Origin of the sequence: Variovorax sp. Root411 (genome assembly GCF_001425205.1) — a bacterium.
Classification (GTDB): domain Bacteria; phylum Pseudomonadota; class Gammaproteobacteria; order Burkholderiales; family Burkholderiaceae_C; genus Variovorax.
Genome location: NZ_LMDW01000003.1, coordinates 132314 through 151052 on the forward strand (window position 1 = coordinate 132314; position 18739 = coordinate 151052).

At 67.4% G+C, this 18739-nt stretch carries 18 protein-coding genes; 13 read left to right on the forward strand and 5 right to left on the reverse strand.

The window, feature by feature from the left end; translation table 11 throughout:
• Positions 1–11: 11 nt before the first annotated feature.
• Genes ASC92_RS08425 through ASC92_RS08440 form a run of 4 tightly spaced genes read right to left on the reverse strand, consistent with a single transcriptional unit; the run spans position 12 to position 4300 of the window.
• Positions 12–1070: a malate/lactate/ureidoglycolate dehydrogenase gene (locus ASC92_RS08425; RefSeq protein WP_056513213.1), complete on the reverse strand. Its 1059-nt coding sequence runs from the start codon at positions 1068–1070 to the stop codon at positions 12–14.
• A 3-nt stretch (positions 1071–1073) separates the two neighbouring features.
• Positions 1074–2006, reverse strand: a complete 933-nt coding sequence (locus tag ASC92_RS08430) for an SMP-30/gluconolactonase/LRE family protein (RefSeq protein WP_056513215.1) — start codon at positions 2004–2006, stop codon at positions 1074–1076.
• A 20-nt stretch (positions 2007–2026) separates the two neighbouring features.
• Complete coding sequence (locus ASC92_RS08435; RefSeq protein ID WP_056513218.1) at positions 2027–3553, reverse strand: UxaA family hydrolase; 1527 nt, start codon at positions 3551–3553, stop codon at positions 2027–2029.
• Positions 3554–3583: 30 nt separating this feature from the next.
• The gene (locus ASC92_RS08440) at positions 3584–4300 is read right to left on the reverse strand and encodes a FadR/GntR family transcriptional regulator (protein WP_056513219.1); all 717 of its coding nucleotides are present in this window, start codon (positions 4298–4300) and stop codon (positions 3584–3586) included.
• 132 nt (positions 4301–4432) lie between these two features.
• On the opposite strand from ASC92_RS08440, the gene ASC92_RS08445 reads away from it, so the two are divergent.
• From ASC92_RS08445 to ASC92_RS08455, 3 genes are all read left to right on the forward strand, one after another.
• Positions 4433–5167, forward strand: a complete 735-nt coding sequence (locus ASC92_RS08445; protein ID WP_056513222.1) for an SDR family oxidoreductase — start codon at positions 4433–4435, stop codon at positions 5165–5167.
• 88 nt (positions 5168–5255) lie between these two features.
• Entirely contained in the window at positions 5256–6104 is an 849-nt protein-coding gene (locus ASC92_RS08450) for a fumarylacetoacetate hydrolase family protein (protein WP_056513225.1), read from the forward strand.
• Positions 6105–6129: 25 nt separating this feature from the next.
• Positions 6130–6966, forward strand: coding sequence for an AraC family transcriptional regulator (locus tag ASC92_RS08455; protein WP_056513226.1), 837 nt, complete (start codon positions 6130–6132; stop codon positions 6964–6966).
• Positions 6967–6969: 3 nt separating this feature from the next.
• Here the strand turns inward: ASC92_RS08455 and ASC92_RS08460 are convergent, their stop codons facing one another.
• Positions 6970–7857, reverse strand: coding sequence for a LysR family transcriptional regulator (locus ASC92_RS08460; protein WP_056513229.1), 888 nt, complete (start codon positions 7855–7857; stop codon positions 6970–6972).
• Positions 7858–7965: 108 nt separating this feature from the next.
• Between ASC92_RS08460 and ASC92_RS08465 the strand changes: the two genes are divergently transcribed.
• The 10 genes from ASC92_RS08465 to ASC92_RS08510 all read left to right on the forward strand — a co-directional run bounded on the left by ASC92_RS08465 (position 7966) and on the right by ASC92_RS08510 (position 18725).
• Positions 7966–8724: an SDR family oxidoreductase gene (locus ASC92_RS08465; RefSeq protein WP_056513232.1), complete on the forward strand. Its 759-nt coding sequence runs from the start codon at positions 7966–7968 to the stop codon at positions 8722–8724.
• A gap of 136 nt (positions 8725–8860) precedes the next feature.
• A complete protein-coding gene (locus ASC92_RS08470; RefSeq protein ID WP_056513235.1) occupies positions 8861–9547 on the forward strand; it encodes a TetR/AcrR family transcriptional regulator in 687 nt (228 codons plus the stop codon).
• Positions 9548–9621: 74 nt separating this feature from the next.
• Entirely contained in the window at positions 9622–11418 is a 1797-nt protein-coding gene (locus ASC92_RS08475) for an acyl-CoA dehydrogenase C-terminal domain-containing protein (protein WP_056513238.1), read from the forward strand.
• A gap of 41 nt (positions 11419–11459) precedes the next feature.
• On the forward strand, positions 11460–11906 hold the full coding sequence (locus ASC92_RS08480; protein WP_056513240.1) for a DUF2147 domain-containing protein: 447 nt from the start codon (positions 11460–11462) through the stop codon (positions 11904–11906).
• 40 nt (positions 11907–11946) lie between these two features.
• The gene (locus tag ASC92_RS08485) at positions 11947–14346 is read left to right on the forward strand and encodes a 3-hydroxyacyl-CoA dehydrogenase/enoyl-CoA hydratase family protein (RefSeq protein WP_056513243.1); all 2400 of its coding nucleotides are present in this window, start codon (positions 11947–11949) and stop codon (positions 14344–14346) included.
• 14 nt (positions 14347–14360) lie between these two features.
• Positions 14361–14813: an endonuclease domain-containing protein gene (locus ASC92_RS08490; protein WP_157609006.1), complete on the forward strand. Its 453-nt coding sequence runs from the start codon at positions 14361–14363 to the stop codon at positions 14811–14813.
• Positions 14814–14842: 29 nt separating this feature from the next.
• Entirely contained in the window at positions 14843–16039 is a 1197-nt protein-coding gene (locus ASC92_RS08495) for an acetyl-CoA C-acyltransferase (protein ID WP_056513247.1), read from the forward strand.
• A gap of 56 nt (positions 16040–16095) precedes the next feature.
• Complete coding sequence (locus tag ASC92_RS08500) at positions 16096–16995, forward strand: alpha/beta fold hydrolase (RefSeq protein WP_056513250.1); 900 nt, start codon at positions 16096–16098, stop codon at positions 16993–16995.
• A gap of 29 nt (positions 16996–17024) precedes the next feature.
• Positions 17025–17861, forward strand: coding sequence for an acyl-CoA thioesterase (locus tag ASC92_RS08505; RefSeq protein WP_056513252.1), 837 nt, complete (start codon positions 17025–17027; stop codon positions 17859–17861).
• A 270-nt stretch (positions 17862–18131) separates the two neighbouring features.
• Positions 18132–18725: a 2-hydroxychromene-2-carboxylate isomerase gene (locus ASC92_RS08510; RefSeq protein ID WP_056513255.1), complete on the forward strand. Its 594-nt coding sequence runs from the start codon at positions 18132–18134 to the stop codon at positions 18723–18725.
• The last annotated feature ends 14 nt before the right edge of the window (positions 18726–18739 follow it).

Consider the following 18739-nt stretch of genomic DNA (forward strand, 5'->3'; position numbering starts at 1 on the left):
GCGTCATGCCCCTACGCGACGGCCACGCCCATCTTGGCGCCCGCCGCGACGATCTCCCCCCACGTCGCGTCGTCGACCCAGATCCCGTCTCGCCGCCGCGCCGCGCGCGCCTTGCGCTCCGGTTCGCCGGCAATCTGCACTTCGTCGAAGCCCTGTCCCGGCGGGCTCTGCCGCAGCCATTCGACGAACTCCCGCGCCTCCTGGTCGAACGATGTCTGCGTGCCCAGGCGCGCCGGGTCGATCAGCACCGTCAGCATGCCGTTGAGTACCGTGCGGGTCGTGTCGGCCGGCCGGTGCCATGTGCCACCGCCCGTGAGTGCGCCGCCCAGCAGCTCGCACGCCACGGCCATGCCGTAGCCCTTGTGTTCGCCGAAGGTCATGAGCGCGCCGAACAGGCCGTTGCCCTGCGGTACGACGACTACGCCCGGGTCGTTGGTCGGTGCGCCGTTTTCGTCGATCAGGTAGCCGTCCGGCACTTGCTCGCCCTTGTTGTGCGCCACGCGCATCTTTCCCTGCGCGACGCGGCTGGTCGCGTAGTCGAGCACGAAGGGCTCCGCCCCCGCGAGCGGAATGCCGATGCAGCACGGGTTGGTGCCGAAGCGCCCGTCGCCGCCGCCCCAGGGTGCGACCACCGGACGCGAGAGCACGTTGACGAAGTGCATCGACACCAGCCCCTGCGCCGTCGCCATCTCCGCGAAATGTCCGATGCGCCCCAGGTGGTGCGCATGCGAGAGCGTGAAGACGCAACTGCCGTGCTGCTTCGCCCGCGCAATGCCGAGTTCCATCGCCTGCACGCCGACGATCTGCCCGTAGCCGTGCTGGCCGTCGAGCCCCATCAGCGTGCCGATGTCGAGGTTGACGCGCACGGCGGAATTCGGCTTCAGCCCGCCCTCGGCCACCGCGTCGACGTACCGCGGCAGCATGCCCACGCCATGCGAGTCGTGGCCGCTGAGGTTCGCCAGCACGAGGTTGGCGGCCACCTGCTGTGCTTCGGCTGGCATGCTGCCTGCGGCTTCGAGGATGCGGGCAACGGTGGCTTGCAGGCCATCGGCCTCCAGTGTTCTGGACATGGATCAGACTCCCTTCGCGTTCAGCGTGATGGCATAGAGCGACGTGGTCGCACAGATGAAAAGGCGGTTGCGCTTCGGTCCGCCAAAGCAGACATTGGCCACGCGCTCGGGCAGCAGGATCTTGCCGAGCAGCGTGCCGTCGGGATGCAAGGCGTGCACGCCGTCGAGCGCGCTGGTCCAGATGCGGCCTTCGGTGTCGAGGCGGAAGCCGTCGAACAGGCCGCTGGTGCATTCGGCAAACACCTCGCCGCCGCTCAGGCTGCGGCCGTCGGCGCCCACCTTGAAACGGCGGATGTGCCGCGGCCCGTCCGCCGCATGGCTCGCGCCGGTGTCGGCGATGTACAGCAGCGATTCGTCGGGCGAGAACGCCAGCCCGTTGGGCTTCACGAAATCGTCGGCCATGCGCTCGACATCGCCGCTCGCGGGGTCGATGCGGTAGACGTGGCAGGCGCCGATCTCGCTGTCCGCCTTCAGGCCTTCGTAGTCGGAGAGGATGCCGTAGCTCGGGTCGGTGAACCACACGCCGCCGTCCGAATGCACGACCACGTCGTTCGGTGAATTGAGCCGCTTGCCCTGCCAGTGCGAAGCCAGCACGGTGATCGATCCGTCGTGCTCCGTGCGCGTCACGCGCCGCGTCAGGTGCTCGCAGCTCACGAGCCGGCCTGCGCGGTCGACCGTGTGGCCGTTGGCGTTGTTCGACGGCTCGCGGAAGATGCCGACCGTGCCGTTGGCCTCGTCGTAGCGCAGCATGCGGTTGTTCGGAATGTCCGACCACACCAGCGTGCGGTGCGCGCCGAACCAGGCGGGGCCTTCGCACCAGCGCGCGCCGGTCCACAGGCGTTGCACGCGCTCGGGGCCGGGAATGCAGGTCTTGAAGCGCGGGTCCAGGTGTTCGAAGCCGGTACCGTCGAGGAAGCCGAAGGGGAGGGTGGCCATGGGGTTCCTTGTCGATGGATTCACATCACCGCGCCGACCTGCCAGGGAACGAACTCGTTCTGCCCGTAGCCGTGCTGCTCGCTTTTCGATTGCGCACCCGAGGCGGTCGCGAGCACCAGCTCGAAGATGCGCTGGCCCATCTCCTGGATCGATGCCGTGCCGTCCACGATCTCGCCGCAGTTGATGTCCATGTCTTCTTCCTGCCGCTGCCACAGCGCCGAGTTGGTCGCGAGCTTGAGCGAGGGAGAGGGCGCGCAGCCGTAGGCCGAGCCGCGCCCGGTCGTGAAGCAGATCAGGTTCGCGCCGCCGGCCACCTGGCCCGTGGCGCTCACCGGGTCGTAGCCCGGCGTGTCCATGTAGACGAAGCCGTGCGCGGCGACGGGCTCCGCGTACTCGTACACCGCCTCGAGGTTGCTCGTGCCGCCCTTGGCGACCGCACCCAGCGACTTCTCGAGGATGGTGGTGAGCCCGCCCGCCTTGTTGCCCGGCGAGGGGTTGTTGTTCATCTCGCCTTCGTTGATGGCGGTGTAGTGCTCCCACCACTTGATGCGGTCCACCAGCTTCTGGCCGACTTCGCGCTTCACCGCACGGCGCGTGAGCAGGTGCTCGGCGCCGTACACCTCGGGCGTTTCGCTGAGGATGGCGGTGCCGCCGTGCGCCACCAGCAGGTCGACCGCCGCGCCCAGCGCCGGGTTGGCGCTGATGCCCGAGTAGCCATCGGAGCCGCCGCACTGCAGCCCGATGGTGATGTGCGCCGCGCTGCACGGCTCGCGCTTCACCGCGTTGGCGCGCGGCAGCATCTCGTGGATGAGCGCCACGCCTTTTTCGACCGTCTTGCGCGTGCCGCCCGTGTCCTGGATGTTGAAGGTGCGGAAGTTCTCGCCCTCGGCCAGGTGGCCGGTCGCGAGCCAGGCGTTGATCTGGTTGGCCTCGCAGCCGAGCCCGACGACCAGCACGCCCGCGAAGTTCGGATGCGTGGCGTAGCCCGTGAGCGTGCGCTCCAGGATCTGCATGCCCATGCCTTCGGTGTCCATGCCGCAGCCGGTGCCGTGCGTGAGCGCGATCACGCCATCGACATTCGGGAACGCCGCGAGTGCCTGCGGATTGGTCTTGCGCGAGAAGTGGTCGGCAATGGCGCGCGCGGCCGTGGCCGAGCAGTTCACGCTGGTCAGCACGCCGATGTAGTTGCGCGTGGCGACGCGGCCGTCAGGGCGCTTGATGCCCATGAAGGTGGCTTCGCGCTTCGGGGGCGCGGGCTTCACGTCGGCGCCGAAGGCGTAGTCGCGTTCGAAATCTCCCTTGTCCGGTCCCATGTCCAGGTTCTGCGTGTGCACGTGCTCGCCGGCGGCGATGGGCTTGCTCGCGAAACCGATGATCTGGTTGTAGCGGCGCACAGGCTCTCCCTGCGCGATGGCGCGCATCGCGATCTTGTGGCCCGGCGGAATCAGGCCGCGCACGGCCACGTTCTCGACGACGGTGCCGCCGAGCAGTTGCGAGCGCGCGATGACGACGTCATCGGCGGGGTGGAGTCGGATGTAGGGAGTCATCGTGAGTGTCTGCCGGCGCTTGTTTGTTTGTCAGGAGGCCTTGGTGCGGCGCCAGCTCGCGCTGAACCGCTGGTGGAACTTGTCCATGTGATGGTGCATTGCGTCGCGCGCCGCGGCCGGGTCGTGCGCCGCAATGGCGTCGAGGATGGCTTCGTGCTCGCCGATGGCGGCCTGCCACGAGTCCATGGTCTCGAAGTAATCGATCATCCGGGCGAAGATCGGCCCATGCCGCGACTCCCAGAAGCCTTGCACCGTCTCGGTCAGCACCACGTTGTCGCAGGCGTTGACGATGGCCAGGTGAAAGGCGCGGTCGCCCTCGTGCGGCACTTCGTTGCGTGCGGCCAGCTCGCGCATCATGCGGATCGCGCGGCGCATGGCGTCCACGTCCTTGCGCTTGCCGTACTGGGCGGCGGTGGCGGCGGTCTCGCCTTCCACCAGGCGGCGCGCGCGGATGATTTCGAGCGGGCCCCATTCGACACCGGCCGCGCCGTTGGCCGGCGGGGCCGTTCGGTGCGATCTGTCGAGCACGTACACGCCCGAGCCGGTGCGGATCTCGACCCAGCCTTCGACCTCCAGCGCAATCAGCGCCTCGCGCACCGAGGGCCGGCTCACGCCCAGCTGCGCGGCCAGGTCGCGCTCGGCGGGAATGCGAGCGCCCACCGCGAACTCGCCCTTGCCGATGAGTACGCGCAGCTGCTCGGCAATCTGGCGGTAGAGGCGCTGGGGTTCGAGGGTCTGGATCGGCACGGGAACGAAAGGGGAAATCGAACGGGTTAAGGGTTGTCCTGAATTGGACAAGTGGTAAGGCCAATTCAGAATACGATACACCGCCCGGATCACCATCGGGCCTAACCCCAAGATATAGCCGAGGAGACACCCATGAGATTGAAGGGAAAGACCGCGCTGGTCACCGCCGCAGGCCAGGGCATCGGCCATGCCAGCGTGCTCGCCATGGCCGCCGAAGGCGCGCAGGTGTGGGCCACCGACGTCAACGAAAAGCTGCTCGAACGCTACGCCGGCATGCCCAACGTCACGGCGCTCAAGCTCGACGTGCTCGACAAGGCCGCCATCGGCGCGCTGGTGGCGAAGCTGCCCGCGCTCGACGTTCTCTTCAACTGCGCGGGCGTGGTGCACAACGGCACCATCGAGCAGGCCACCGACGACGACCTGCTGTTCGCCTTCAGCCTCAACGTGCGCGCCCAGATGTGGACCATCCAGGCCGTGCTGCCCGGCATGCTGGCGGCCGGGCGCGGCAGCATCATCAACATGGCCAGCGTGTGCTCCAGCATGAAGGGACTGCCCAATCGCTTCGTCTACGGCACCACCAAGGCGGCGGTGCTGGGCCTTACCAAGAGCGTGGCGGCCGACTACGTGGCGCGCGGCATCCGCTGCAATGCGGTGTGCCCGGGCACGGTGGACACGCCCTCGCTGGGCGACCGCATCAACGCCAATGTCGATCCGGACGCGGCGCGCAAGGCCTTCATCGCACGCCAGCCCATGGGCCGGCTCGCGCAGGCCGAAGAGATCGCGCCGGTGGTGGTGTTCCTTGCCAGCGACGAATCGATCTTCGCCACCGGCCAGGCCTTCACCGTCGATGGCGGCATCACCATATGAACCAGCCCGACTTCGCGGGCCACCGGCGCGGTCTTCGACCTCTCCAGTGGCCGCTCCACGTATTGATTCAATGCACTGAAAGGAAAGCATGAAACTCGTCCGCTATGGCAACCCCGGCAAGGAAAAGCCCGGCCTCATCGACGACAAGGGCCAACTGCGCGACCTGAGCGCGGTCATCAAGGACATCGGTCCCGACCAGCTCGGCGATGCCGCCATTGCCAAGCTGCGCAAGCAGAAGATCGACAAGCTGCCGCTCGTGCGCGGCAAGCCGCGCTTCGGCAGCCCCGTGGCCAACGTCGGCAAGTTCATCGCCATCGGCCTCAACTACGCGGACCACGCGGCCGAGTCGGGCCTGCCGGTGCCCAAGGAACCCGTGGTGTTCACCAAGGCCACGAGCTGCATCCAGGGCCCCAACGACCCGGTGATGCTGCCCAAGGGCTCCGTCAAGACCGACTGGGAAGTCGAGCTCGGCGTGGTCATCGGCACGCGCGCACGTTATGTGTCGCAGAAGAGCGCGCTCGACTATGTGGCCGGCTACTGCACCATCAACGACGTCAGCGAGCGCGAATACCAGATCGAGCGCGGCGGCACCTGGGACAAGGGCAAGGGCTGCGACACCTTCGGCCCGCTCGGCCCCTGGCTCGTGACGCGCGACGAAATCGAGAACCCGCAGAAGCTCTCGATGTGGCTCGACCTGAACGGCCAACGCGTGCAGACAGGCAGCACCAGGACCATGATCTTCAGCGTCGCCAAGATCGTGAGCTACGTGAGCCAGTTCATGACCCTGATGCCCGGCGACGTCATCACCACCGGCACGCCGCCCGGCGTGGGCATGGGCATGAAGCCGCCGCTGTTCCTGAAGAAGGGCGACGTGATGACGCTGGGCATCGAAGGCCTGGGCGAACAACGCCAGGAAGTGATCCCCTTCAAGCTCTGATCGAAGCTCTGCGATCATCCGACGGATGAAGACGCCGCCGGACCATCGATCGCAGGTGTTCGGCACGCCCTGGGAGGGCGTGCACGGCACCGCGATCGACAGTGCCCGCCACTACGGCCGGCACTGGCATTCGACCTACGGCATCGGCCTGCTCGACCATGGCGCGCAAAGCTCGGCCAGCGGCCGCGGCAGGGTCGATGCCTATGCGGGCGACCTGATCACCACCAACCCCGGCGAAGTGCACGACGGCCGGCCGCTCGGCGGCCCGTCGCGGCGTTGGCGCATGGTGTATTTCGATGCGGCTGTGATGGCGGGCATGCGGGGCGGCGTTGCGACCGGCAGCGTCGAATTCACGCGGCCCGTGCTCAAGGATGAGCGGCTGGTCCGCACGCTGCGCCGCCTGTTCGCCCGCCTCGATGAATGGCACCGCGCCGCGGGCAATCGCGCGGGCGCCGAGGCCCTCGCTTGCGAGGAGTCCCTGGCCGAAGCCTGCGCCCTGCTGCTCGACGGCCATTCCACCGCCGTGCCGCAGCCCGAGATCGGCGGTGACGTGCGGCTGGTGCGCGAGCGCCTCGCCGACGACCTGCTCGCCGCGCCCACGCTCGATGAACTCGCCGCGATGACCGGCCTCGGCAAGTACCAGGTGCTGCGCCGCTTCGAGAAGGCCTATGGCGTGCCGCCCCACGCGTGGCTGCTGCTGCAGCGCGCCGAACGCGCACGCGGCCTGATCCGCCGCGGCACGGGCCTCGCGGACGCCGCTGCTGCAAGCGGCTTCGCGGACCAGAGCCACATGACGCGCATCTTCGCGCGCCAGTTCGGCTTCACGCCCGGCGCGTGGCAGAGGACGTGCGGCCTGCCGTAGCGTTCAGCGCAGCACGCGGATCAGTTCGTCGTACACCAGCCGTACGCGCGCCGGCACCGGCGCGCGCTGCGAGCGGTAGACATGGATCGGCCAGGGCTCGGGCGCCTCGGCCTCGAGCACCGCCACCAACTCGCCCGATTGCAGCAGCGGCTCGGCCAGCGGGCCCACGAGCTGGCCGAAGCCCAGGCCTGCGCGCACCGCGGCGCACTCGGCATCGACGTCGTCGGTGACGAAGGACGGCGCGGCGACCGGCACCTGCCGCCCCTTGCTGAAGAACCACGACCACGGGCGGCCCGAGCTGCGGTCCATCAGCGCGGTGAGCGGAAAGCCGGGCAACTCGTCGAGGCTCTTCGGAATGCCAGTGCGCTCGATCAGCGCCGGCGCGGCGACCACATAGAGGCGCATCTTGCCGACGGTGCGCGCGACGAAGCGCGCATCGCGGATGGGGCCTGCCCGCACCCCGATGTCGATCTGCTCGTCGACCACGTCGGCATGGGTTTCCGACAGCCTCAGGTCGAGCACCAGGCCGGGATGCTCGGCCAGCATCGGTGCCAGCACCTGCGGGATCAGCCGGCGGCCGAACACGTTGGGCGCGGTGACGCGCACCGTGCCCGCGTGCTGCGACAGCGCGCGCCGGTCGGTGCGGTGGAACAGTGCGTCGACGCCGCCCACCGCGACACGCGCGCGCTGCGCGAGTTGCCGCCCGAAATCGGTGAGCTGCACGCCGCGTGTGCTGCGGTGAAAAAGCGGCTCGCCCAGTTCTTCTTCCAGCTCGCGCACCGCACGCGTCACCACCTGCGGCGACACGGACAGGCGCACCGCAGCTTCGCGGAAGTTGGCGGCATCGGCAGCGGTGAAAAAGACGCGCAGGGCTTCGAGGCGGTTGGACATGGGGTGTTCCTTTTTGAGGAATTCTGAAGTCGCCAGAGTTTCATTTACTGGAACGCCTGGATTTTCCACACTGCATGCACTTCTTCAACACACCCGAAAGGAATTTCCATGACATCCGTTCAAGACAACATCAAGGGCAAGGTCGCCATCGTCACCGGCGCGAGCAGCGGGCTCGGCGAATCGACGGCGCGCCACCTGGCCGCGCGCGGCGCGAAGGTGGTGCTCGCGGCGCGCCGCACCGACCGGCTCGACAAGCTCGTCGCCGAGATCCGCGAAGCCGGCGGCGAGGCCATCGCCGTGGCCACCGACGTGGCGAAGCGTGCCGACCTCGAGAAGCTCGCCGAAGCGACCGTCGAAGCCTTCGGCCGCATCGACGTGCTGGTCAACAACGCGGGCGTGATGCCGCTGTCGCCGCTCGAGAAACTCAAGGTCGACGAGTGGGACCGCACCATCGACGTCAACATCAAGGGCGTGCTCTACGGCATTGCAGCTGTGCTGCCGCGCATGCAGGCGCAGGGCAGCGGGCACATCGTCAACGTCGCTTCCATTGCGGGGTTGAAGGTGTTCACGCCCATCGGCACGGTGTACAGCGCCACCAAGCATGCGGTGCGCGCCATCTCCGAGGGCTTGCGTGTCGAGGTGGGCAACAGCGGCGTGCGCGTGACCATCGTGTCGCCCGGGGCGGTCGATTCGGAGCTGAAGTTCGGCAGCAGCGATGCCGAGAGCGCGGCTGGCGTGAAGGCGTTCTACGACGCCAACCAGATCCCCGCGGATTCGGTGGCGCGCGCCGTCGTCTACGCGGTGGAGCAGCCGGCGAACGTGGACATCAACGAAGTCGTGCTGCGGCCGGTGTCGCAGGAGTTCTGAAAGGAAGTGACAGGGACGGGGCCGGTGGCGGCCCCGTCCCGCGTCAATTAACCTTCAAACGCCGAAGGTCTCTTGTGGCCGAAAGTGCAAAGCCCTGCAAAATAGAACGACCGTTCGTTTTTCAGGGAATTCCACGATGACCGCCACTGCCGTTTCCGCCAAGCCCGTGCGTGCCGCCCAGAAGGGCCAGCAGACCAAGGCCATCATCGTCGACGCCGCGCTGGCGCTGGCCGCGCAGATCGGGCTGGAGGGCCTGTCGATCGGCGCCGTGGCGGAAATCACCAAGATGAGCAAGTCGGGCGTGTTCGCCCACTTCGGCTCGCGCGAGGAACTGCAGATCTCGGTGGTGCGCGAATACCACGCGCGCTTCGAGCAGGAAGTGTTCTTTCCCGCCCTCGAGGCGCCGCGCGGCCTGCCGCGCCTGCGCGCCATGTTCGCCAACTGGATGAAGCGCACCTCGACCGAGATCGACTCGGGCTGCATCTACATCAGCGGCGCCTCCGAATTCGACGACCGCCCGGGTCCGGTGCGCGACGCGCTGGTCGAGTCGGTCAGCATCTGGCAGGCCGCTGTGCTGCGCGCCATCGTGCAGGCACAGAGCGAAGGCCACCTGCGCGCCGACGCCGACGAGCGCCAGGTGGCGTTCGAGATCCACGGCCTGATCCTCGCGCTGCACTACGAGGCGCGTTTTCTTCAGGTGCCCGGCTCCATCGGCCGCGCCAAGGTCGGCTTCGACAACATCCTCGCGCGCAGCGCCACGCCCGACGCGCCGAAGGCCGGGGCCGCTGCGCCGGCGGGCCGCCGCCTCAAGACCGTGCGCTGAGGCGCGTGGCCTGTCCCCGTTTTCTGTTTTCCCCTTTTTCTTTTTCTATCTAGCTTCGACCAGGAGAGTTCCGGATGCCCACCTACAACCCACCCGTACGCGACATGCAGTTCGTGCTGCACGAAGTGCTCAACGTTGCCGAGGAACTCAAGGCGCTGCCGGCCCACGCCGAAACCGACGCCGACACCATCAACGCGGTGATCGAAGAGGCCGGCAAGTTCGCTGCCGAGGTGGCTTTCCCGCTGAACATCAGCGGCGACGAAGAGGGCTGCACGCTCGACAAGACCACGCACGAAGTGAAGACGCCCAAGGGCTTCAAGGACGCCTACGCCAAGTACGTCGAAGGCGGCTGGCCCGCGCTGTCGTGCGACCCGGCCTTCGGCGGCCAGGGCCTGCCCTTCGTGGTGAACCAGTGCCTGTTCGAGATGCTCAACAGCGCCAACCAGGCCTGGACCATGTATCCCGGCCTTTCGCACGGCGCGTACGAAGCGCTCGTGGCGCACGGCACCGACGAACAGAAGAAGACCTACCTGCCCAAGCTCACGAGCGGCGAGTGGACCGGCACCATGTGCCTGACCGAACCCCATTGCGGCACCGACCTCGGCCTGCTGCGCACCAAGGCCGAGCCGCAGCCCGACGGCACCTACCGCATCACCGGCAGCAAGATCTTCATCTCGGCCGGCGAGCACGACATGACGAGCAACATCATTCACCTGGTGCTTGCCCGCCTGCCCGATGCGCCCAGGGGCAGCAAGGGCATCAGCCTGTTCGTGGTGCCGAAGTTCAAGGTCAAGGCCGACGGCTCGCTCGGCGAGCGCAACCCGATCTTCTGCGCCGGCCTGGAGCACAAGATGGGCATCCACGGCAACGCCACCGCGCAGATCGTGATCGAAGGCGCCACCGGCACGCTGGTGGGCGAGCCCAACAAGGGCCTGGCCGCGATGTTCGTGATGATGAACGCCGCGCGCCTGGGCGTGGGCAATCAGTCGCTGGGCCTGACCGAAGTGGCCTACCAGAATGCGCTGGCCTACGCCAAGGACCGCGTGCAGATGCGCTCGCTCTCGGGCGTGAAGGCCAAGGACAAGGAAGCCGACCCGATCATCGTGCACCCCGACGTGCGCAAGATGCTGCTCACGGCCAAGGCGTATGCCGAAGGCGGCCGCGCGCTGCAGATCTTCTGCACGCTGCTGCTCGACAAGGAACACAACCACCCCGACGAGAAGGTGCGCAAGGACTCGGGCGAGCTCGTCGCGCTGCTGACACCCATCGTCAAGGCCTTCATCACCGACAACGGCCACACCGCGACCAACGCCTGCATGCAGGTGTTCGGCGGCCACGGCTTCATCAAGGAATGGGGCATGGAGCAGTTCGTGCGCGACAACCGCATCAACATGATCTATGAAGGCACCAACACCATCCAGTCGCTCGACCTGCTGGGCCGCAAGGTGCTGGGCAACAACGGCGCGTCGCTGAAGAAGTTCGGCAAGCTCGTCGCGAAGCTGGTGGAAGAAGAGGGCGTGAACGAGAAGATGGCCGAGTTCATCAACCCGATCGCGATGCTCGGCGACCAGCTCACCAAGTTCACGACCGAGATCGGCTTCAAGGGCTTCCAGAACCCCGACGAAGTGGGCGCCGCCGCGGTCGACTACCTGCGCGTGGCCGGCCACTTCGTGTTCGGCTACCTGTTCGCACGCATGGCGCAGGTGGCGCTGCGCGAAATTGCCGCCGGCAATACCGACCCGTTCTACGTCGCCAAGCTGCAGACCGCACGCTTCTACTTCGCCAAGCTGTTCCCCGAGACCGCGACGCTGATGCGTACCGCGCGCGCCGGCAGCAAGGTGCTGATGGACACCGACGCAGCGCTGGCCTGAAGCCCACAGGTCTTTCTTCAACACTCCAACGGAAGCCGCTCATGAAAGCAACGCTTGCAGCAGTCCTGTTCACCGTCACCGCTGCGTCGTCGGCCATGGCCCAGGGCACCGCTGTCACGCCGGTGGGCTTGTGGCGCAACGTCGACGACAAGACCGGCGAGGTCAAGGCCGAGATCCGCATCGCCGAGGCCAACGGCGCGCTGCTCGGCCGCATCGAGAAGTCGTTGAAGAAGGACGCCAAGCCCGACGCGGTCTGCGATGAATGCAGCGACGACCGCAAGGGCAAGCCCATCGCGGGCCTGGAGATCATCCGCGGCGGCAAGAAGGCCGAGGCCAAGGACGTCTGGGAAGGCGGCAAGATCCTCGACCCCGAGAACGGCAAGGAATACCGCGCGAGCTTCACGCCCATCGAGGGCGGCAAGAAGCTCGAAGTGCGCGGCTACCTCGGCCCCTTCTGGCGCACCCAAACCTGGAACCGCGCGCAGTGAACAAGCTTGCGCGCAACCTATCCAAGAAATACCAAGCAACATGTCCCGATTTCAAGTGAAGAAGGTCGCCGTGCTCGGCGCCGGCGTGATGGGCGCGCAGATTGCGGCCCATCTCGTCAACGTGCGCGTGCCCGTCGTGCTGTTCGACCTGGCCGCGAAGGAAGGCCCGAAGAACGGCATCGTCACGCGCGCCATCGACAACCTCAAGAAGCTCAAGCCCGCGCCGCTCGGCGACGTGGCCGATGCCGTGTTGATCGAGCAGGCCAACTACGAAGACGACCTCGCCAAGCTCGGCGAGTGCGATCTCATCATCGAGGCCATTGCCGAGCGCATGGATTGGAAGCTCGATCTGTACAAGAAGATCGCGCCCCACGTGGCCAAGCATTCGATCCTGGCCTCGAACACCTCGGGCCTGTCGATCACCAAGCTGAGCGAGGCGCTGCCCGAAGCGCTGAAGCCGCGCTTCTGCGGCATTCACTTCTTCAACCCGCCGCGCTACATGTTCCTCGTGGAGCTGATCAACACGCCCACCACGCAACCGCAGGTGCTCGACGACCTCGAGGCCTTCGTCACCAGCACGCTGGGCAAGGGCGTGGTGCGCGCGCACGACACGCCCAACTTCATCGCCAACCGCGTCGGCATCGCCGGCATGCTGGCCACGCTGAAGGAAGTCGAGAAGTTCGGCCTCACGCCCGACGTGGTGGACGACCTCACGGGCAAGAAGCTGGGCCGCGCCAGCTCGGGCACCTTCCGCACCGCCGACGTGGTGGGCCTGGACACCATGGCCCACGTCGTGAAGACGCTGCAGGACAACCTCAACGCCGAGAGCGATCCGTTCTACGCCAACTTCGCGACGCCGCCGGTGCTCGCCAAGCTGCTCGAACTCGGCAACCTGGGCCAGAAGACCAAGGCCGGCTTCTTCAAGAAGGCCGGCCGCGACATCCTGCGCTTCGACCTGAAGAGCGGCGAGTACGTGCCTGCCGGCGCCAAGGCCGACGAGGTGTACGGCCGCATGCTCAAGAAGCCCGCGGGCGAGCGCCTGAAGCTGCTGCGCGAGAGCGAAGGGCCGCAGGGGCAGTTCCTCTGGGCGATCCTGCGCGACGGCTTCCACTATGCCGCCGTGCACCTGGCCGACATCGCCGAGAGCGCGCGCGACATCGACTTCGCGATGCGATGGGGCTTCGGCATGAAGCAGGGCCCGTTCGAACTCTGGCAGGAAGCAGGATGGGCGCAGGTCGCCAAGTGGGTGCAGGAAGACATCGATGCCGGCAAGGCGCTGAGCAGCGCTGCGCTGCCGAAGTGGGTGTTCGAAGGCCCGGTGGCCGAGGCTGGCGGCGTTCACACGCCCGAAGGCTCGTGGAGCGCGTCGCAGAACGAGTTCGTGCCGCAGCGCAAGCTGCCCGTGCATGACCGCCAGTTGTTTCCGGAAAGCGTGCTCGGTGCGAATGCGGCCGACGCCAACACCGCGGGCACCACGATCAGCGACGAAGGGGATGTGCGCGTGTGGACGCTGGATGGTGAAGTGCTCATCGCGAGCATCCATTCGAAGATGCACGCCATCAGCCCCGACGTGGCCGAGGCGCTGGGCGCCGCAGTCGACCTGGCCGAAGCCGAATACAAGGGCCTCGTGATCTGGTCGCCCGATGAGATGTTCTCGGTCGGCGCCGACCTGCAGTCGATGCTGCCGGCCTTCGTGGTCGCGGGCATCGGCGCGGTGGAGGGCGCCGAGCAGGAGCTGCAGAACGTGATGCTCAAGATCCGCTACGCCAGCGTGCCGGTGATCTCCGCGGTGCGCGGCATGGCGCTGGGCGGCGGCTGCGAGCTGGCCATTCACTCGGCCAAGCGGGTCGCGGCAATGGAAAGCTACATCGGCCTGGTCGAAGTCGGCGTGGGGCTGATTCCCGGCGCGGGCGGCCTGACCTACATCGCGCGCCGCGCGGCCGAGAACGCCTCGGCTTCGACGGGCACCGACCTGCTGCCGTTCCTCACCGAAGGCTTCACCGCCGCCGCAATGGCCAAGGTGGGCACCGGCGCGCTCGACTCGAAGAAGCTCGGGTATTTGCTCGACAGCGACGTGATCGTGCCGAACAAGGACGAGCTGCTGTACGTGGCGCTGCAGCAGGCCAAGGCCATGGCCGACGCCGGCTACCGCCCACCGCTGCGCCGCAGCTTCCGCGTGGCGGGCCGCAGCGGCGCCGCGACGATCAAGGGCCAGCTCGTGAACATGCGCGACGGCGGCTTCATCAGCGCGCACGACTTCCACATTGCGAGCCTGATCGCGAACGTGGTGACCGGCGGTGATGTGGATGCGGGATCGCTCGTGACCGAGGAGTACCTGATGACGCTGGAACGCAAGGCGTTCTGCTCGCTGATCGTGCATCCGAAGACGCAGGAGCGGATCATGGGGATGTTGAGCACGGGGAAGCCGGTGCGTAACTGACGCCTGCAAAGACCATGAGCGAAGACCAAGGCGCGTCCGATCCCCTCTCCCGCTTGCGGGAGAGGGCTAGGGTGAGGGCACGCAGCCTTCGAGAAACCCCGACCGACGCTGAGTCCCTGCTCTGGCACCACCTGCGGGATCGCCGCCTCGCCGACTACAAGTTTCGTCGCCAGCGTCCGATAGGTCCGTATTTCGCGGACTTCGCTTGCCTCGAAGCCAAGCTGATCGTCGAACTGGATGGCGGTCAGCATGTGGAAGCCGCCGCGTACGACGAGAGTCGCACACGCTTCATCGAGGCCCAGGGCTATCGCGTACTTCGCTTCTGGAACCACGAAGTGCTGACGCAGACGGACGCGGTGCGGGAACGCATCCTGCAAGCGCTGCAGGAAGACAGCCCTCACCCCAACCCTCTCCCGCAAGCGGGAGAGGGAGCAAGACAGCCAACTGCCGTCCCATCGGACGAGTGAGCAAGACAAGACACAAGGACTGAAAAGCCATGAAACAGATTCAAGACGCCTACATCGTCTCCGCCACCCGCACCCCCATCGGCAAGTCGCACCGCGGCTACTTCCGCAACTACCGTCCCGACGACCTGCTCGTGACCACGCTGCGCGCCGCGCTCGCCGCCGTGCCCAGCCTCGACCCGAGGGCCATCGAAGACATCATCTGCGGCTGCGCGATTCCCGAATCGCAGCAGGGCCTGAACGTCGCGCGCATCGGCGCGGTGCTGGCGGGCCTTCCGACCAGCATCGGCGGCATCACCGTCAACCGCTTCTGTGCCTCGGGCCTGTCGGCCGTGCAGATGGCCGCCGATCGCATCCGCGTCGGAGAGGCCGACGTGATGATTGCGGCCGGTGTCGAGAGCATGAGCATGGTGCCGATGATGGGCAACTCGCCGTCGCTCTCGCCCTCGATCTTCGAGCGCGAAGGAGACGTGGGCATCGCCTACGGCATGGGCCTCACGGCCGAGAAGGTCGCGCAGCAGTGGAAAGTGAGCCGCGAGGTGCAGGACGCGTTCGCGCTCGCCTCCCACCAGAAGGCGCTGGCCGCGCAGAAGGCCGGCAAATTCGCCGACGAGATCACGCCCATCGAAGTGACCGACCGCACGCCGAACCTCGAGACCGGCGAGTCGATCGCCAAGACCCGCACGGTGAACCTCGACGAAGGCGCGCGCCCCGACACCAGCCTCGAAGGCCTCGCCAAGCTGCGCACCGTGTTCGCCGCGCGCGGCACGGTCACGGCCGGCAACAGCTCGCAGACCTCGGACGGCGCCGGCGCGCTGATCCTCGCGAGCGAGAAGGCTGTGAAGCAATACGGCCTCACGCCGCTCGCGCGCTTCGTGAGCTTTGCCAGCAAGGGCGTGCCGCCGCACATCATGGGCATCGGCCCGATCGAGGCGATTCCGGCCGCGCTGCGCTACGCCGGCCTGAAGCACGAGGACATCGACTGGTTCGAGCTCAACGAAGCCTTCGCCGCGCAATCGCTCGCGGTGATCAACACGCTGGGCCTCGACCCGTCGAAGGTCAACCCGATGGGCGGCGCGATTGCGCTGGGCCATCCGCTCGGCGCCACCGGCGCGATCCGCGCGGCGACCGTGGTGCACGCGCTGCGCCGCGAGAACCTCAAGTACGGCATGGTCACGATGTGCGTGGGCATGGGCCAAGGCGCCGCGGGAATCTTCGAGCGCGTCTGATCAGGCAACGCGCAAGACACCGGGACGAGCGTCGAGGCAACGAAGGAAACAACGTCATGCAGATGCATCAGCTTGCAATCGATGGTGGTAGTACGCAACTGGCCGTGCGAACGTACGAGCCCGTCGGTGCGCCGCGCGCCAGCATCGTGATCGGCGGCGCGATGGGCGTGCGCCAGTCGTTCTACGAGCCCTTCGCGCGATGGCTCGCGCAGCAGGGCCTGCGCGTCTGGACCTTCGACTACCGGGGCTCGGGCGACTCGCGCGGCAACGCGCCACTGCGCGGCTTCAAGGCCGACCTGCTCGACTGGGCGCGCGACTACGAAGCGGTGATCGACGCGGCCAAGGCCGCGCTGCCCGGCCAGCCACTCTACCTGCTGGGCCACAGCCTCGGCGCGCAGCTGCCGGGTTTCCTGCGACGTCCAGAGCAGGTCGACGGCCTCGTCAGCATCGCCGCGGGCAGCGGCTACTGGCGCGAGAACGCGCCCAAGCTCAAGCGCAGCATCCTCTACTTCTGGTTCGTGCTCGTGCCGCTGGTCACGCGGCTGTGCGGCTACTTCCCGGGCCGCCGGCTGAAGAAGGTCGGCGACCTGCCGCGCGGCGTGATCCTGCAATGGCGGCGCTGGTGCCTGAACCCGCGCTACAGCGTCGGCGCGGAAGGCGAGGCGGCACTGCGCAGCTACGGCCGCGTGCGCTTCCCGGTGCTCGCGCTGTCGATGACCGACGACGAACTCATGACGCTCGCCGGCACCGAAAGCCTCGTGAGCTTCTATGCCGGCGCGCCGAGCGCGGTGGAGCGCATCGCGCCGGCCGACGTGCAGGCCCGGCGCATCGGCCACTTCGGCTTCTTCCGCGAGCAGTTCAGCCAGAGCCTCTGGCCGAGCACGCTCGACAAGCTGCATCGGCTGGCCTCGCTTACTGCGCTGCAGCACGCCAACGTCCCGCACACGACTGCGTGACGCCATCCACCGGAGGCACACTGCCGATCATGACGACGAGCACGCACCCCTTCGACAAGGCCCTGGCGATCCACCACAGCGACATCCGCGTGGGGCACTTCACGGGCATGACCAGTCCCGACTACTGGAACATGGTCGGCCCTTTCGGCGGCACCACCGCGGCGCTGGCGCTGCAGGCGGTGCTGAAGCATCCCGACCTGCTCGGCGTGCCGATTGCGCTCACGGTGAACTACGCGGCGGCGCTCGAAGCCGGTGCGTTCGACATCCAGGCCACCGCCGTGCGCACCAACCGCTCGACGCAGCACTGGACGGTGCAGATCACGCAGGCCGGCCCCGGCGGCGCGCCGAGCATGACGACCACCGCCACCGTGGTGACCGCCGTGCGCCGCGAGACCTGGAGCGGGAACGACCTGCCCATGCCCGAGGTGCCAAGGCCCGAGATGGTCGAGCGCATGAGCATCGGCCCTTCGGGCGTGGCGTGGATCGGCCAGTACGAGATGCGGCCGATCAGCGGCAGCATTCCTGCGAAATGGGACGGCAGCGGCGATCACAGCGAGAGCCGGATCTGGGTGCGCGATGCGCAGCAACGCGCGCTCGACTTCGCCTCCCTCGCGGCCATGAGCGACCTGTTCTTCCCGCGCGTGTGGCTGCGCCGCGCCACGCGGGTGCCGGTGGGCACGGTGTCGATCACCACGTATTTCCATGCCAACGCGGCGCAGCTGGCCGAGGTCGGCACGGGCTACCTGCTCGGCAGCGCGACGGGGCAGCAGTTCAGCAACGGCTTCTTCGACCAGGCTGCGCAGCTCTGGAGCGAAAACGGTGCGTTGCTTGCTACTTCCAATCAGATCGTCTATTTCAAGGAATGACTGGCATGGTGCTGGGGCGCGATCCCGCCGACGGGGTACTCTGCTCCGCGAATGTCCCCCGCCCTTCGGGCTCCTCCTTTATTTCGCTGCGCAGAGCACCCCGCCAGCGTGATCGATCAGAGCGGTCGTTGATCGGCTCGCACAAGCGCGGCGTCCACTGTGCACAGGGCACCGGGTGCTCCCCGCAGCGAAATAAAGGAGGAGCGAAGCGGGGGACATTCGCGCAGGGGAGTACCCGGTGGCCTGGGCACGCGCCCTAAGGAAACACCCATGACCAAATCCGTCGACTTCTATTTCGACTTCGGCAGCCCCGCCGCCTACCTGGCCGCGACGCAGCTGCCGCACGTCTGCGCCGACACCGGCGCTGAGCTCGTGTGGAAGCCCATGCTGCTCGGCGGTGTGTTCCAGGCCACAGGCAACCATTCGCCTGCCGAGATCAAGCCCAAGGGTTCGTACATGACGACCGATCTGCAACGGTTCGCGAAGCGCTACGGCGTGCCCTTCGTGCACAACCCGCATTTCCCGATCAACACGCTGCTGCTGATGCGCGGCGCCACCGGGGTGCAGATGAAGGAGTCGGCGCGCTTCGGTGCGTATGTCGACGCGGTCTTCCACGCGATGTGGGTCGAACCGAAGAATCTCAACGACCCGGCAATCGTCGGTGCTGTCTTGCAGAATGCGGGCTTCGATGCCGCCGGTCTGCTCGCGCTGGCCGGGGCACAGGAAACCAAGGACCGCCTCAAGGCCGTCACGCAGGAAGCCGTGGAGCGCGGCGTGTTCGGCGCTCCCACCATGTTCGTCGGCGACCAGATGTTCTGGGGCCAGGACCGCCTGGATTTCGTACGCGAAGCCCTCGACGCCTGACCGCGTCGCCACCC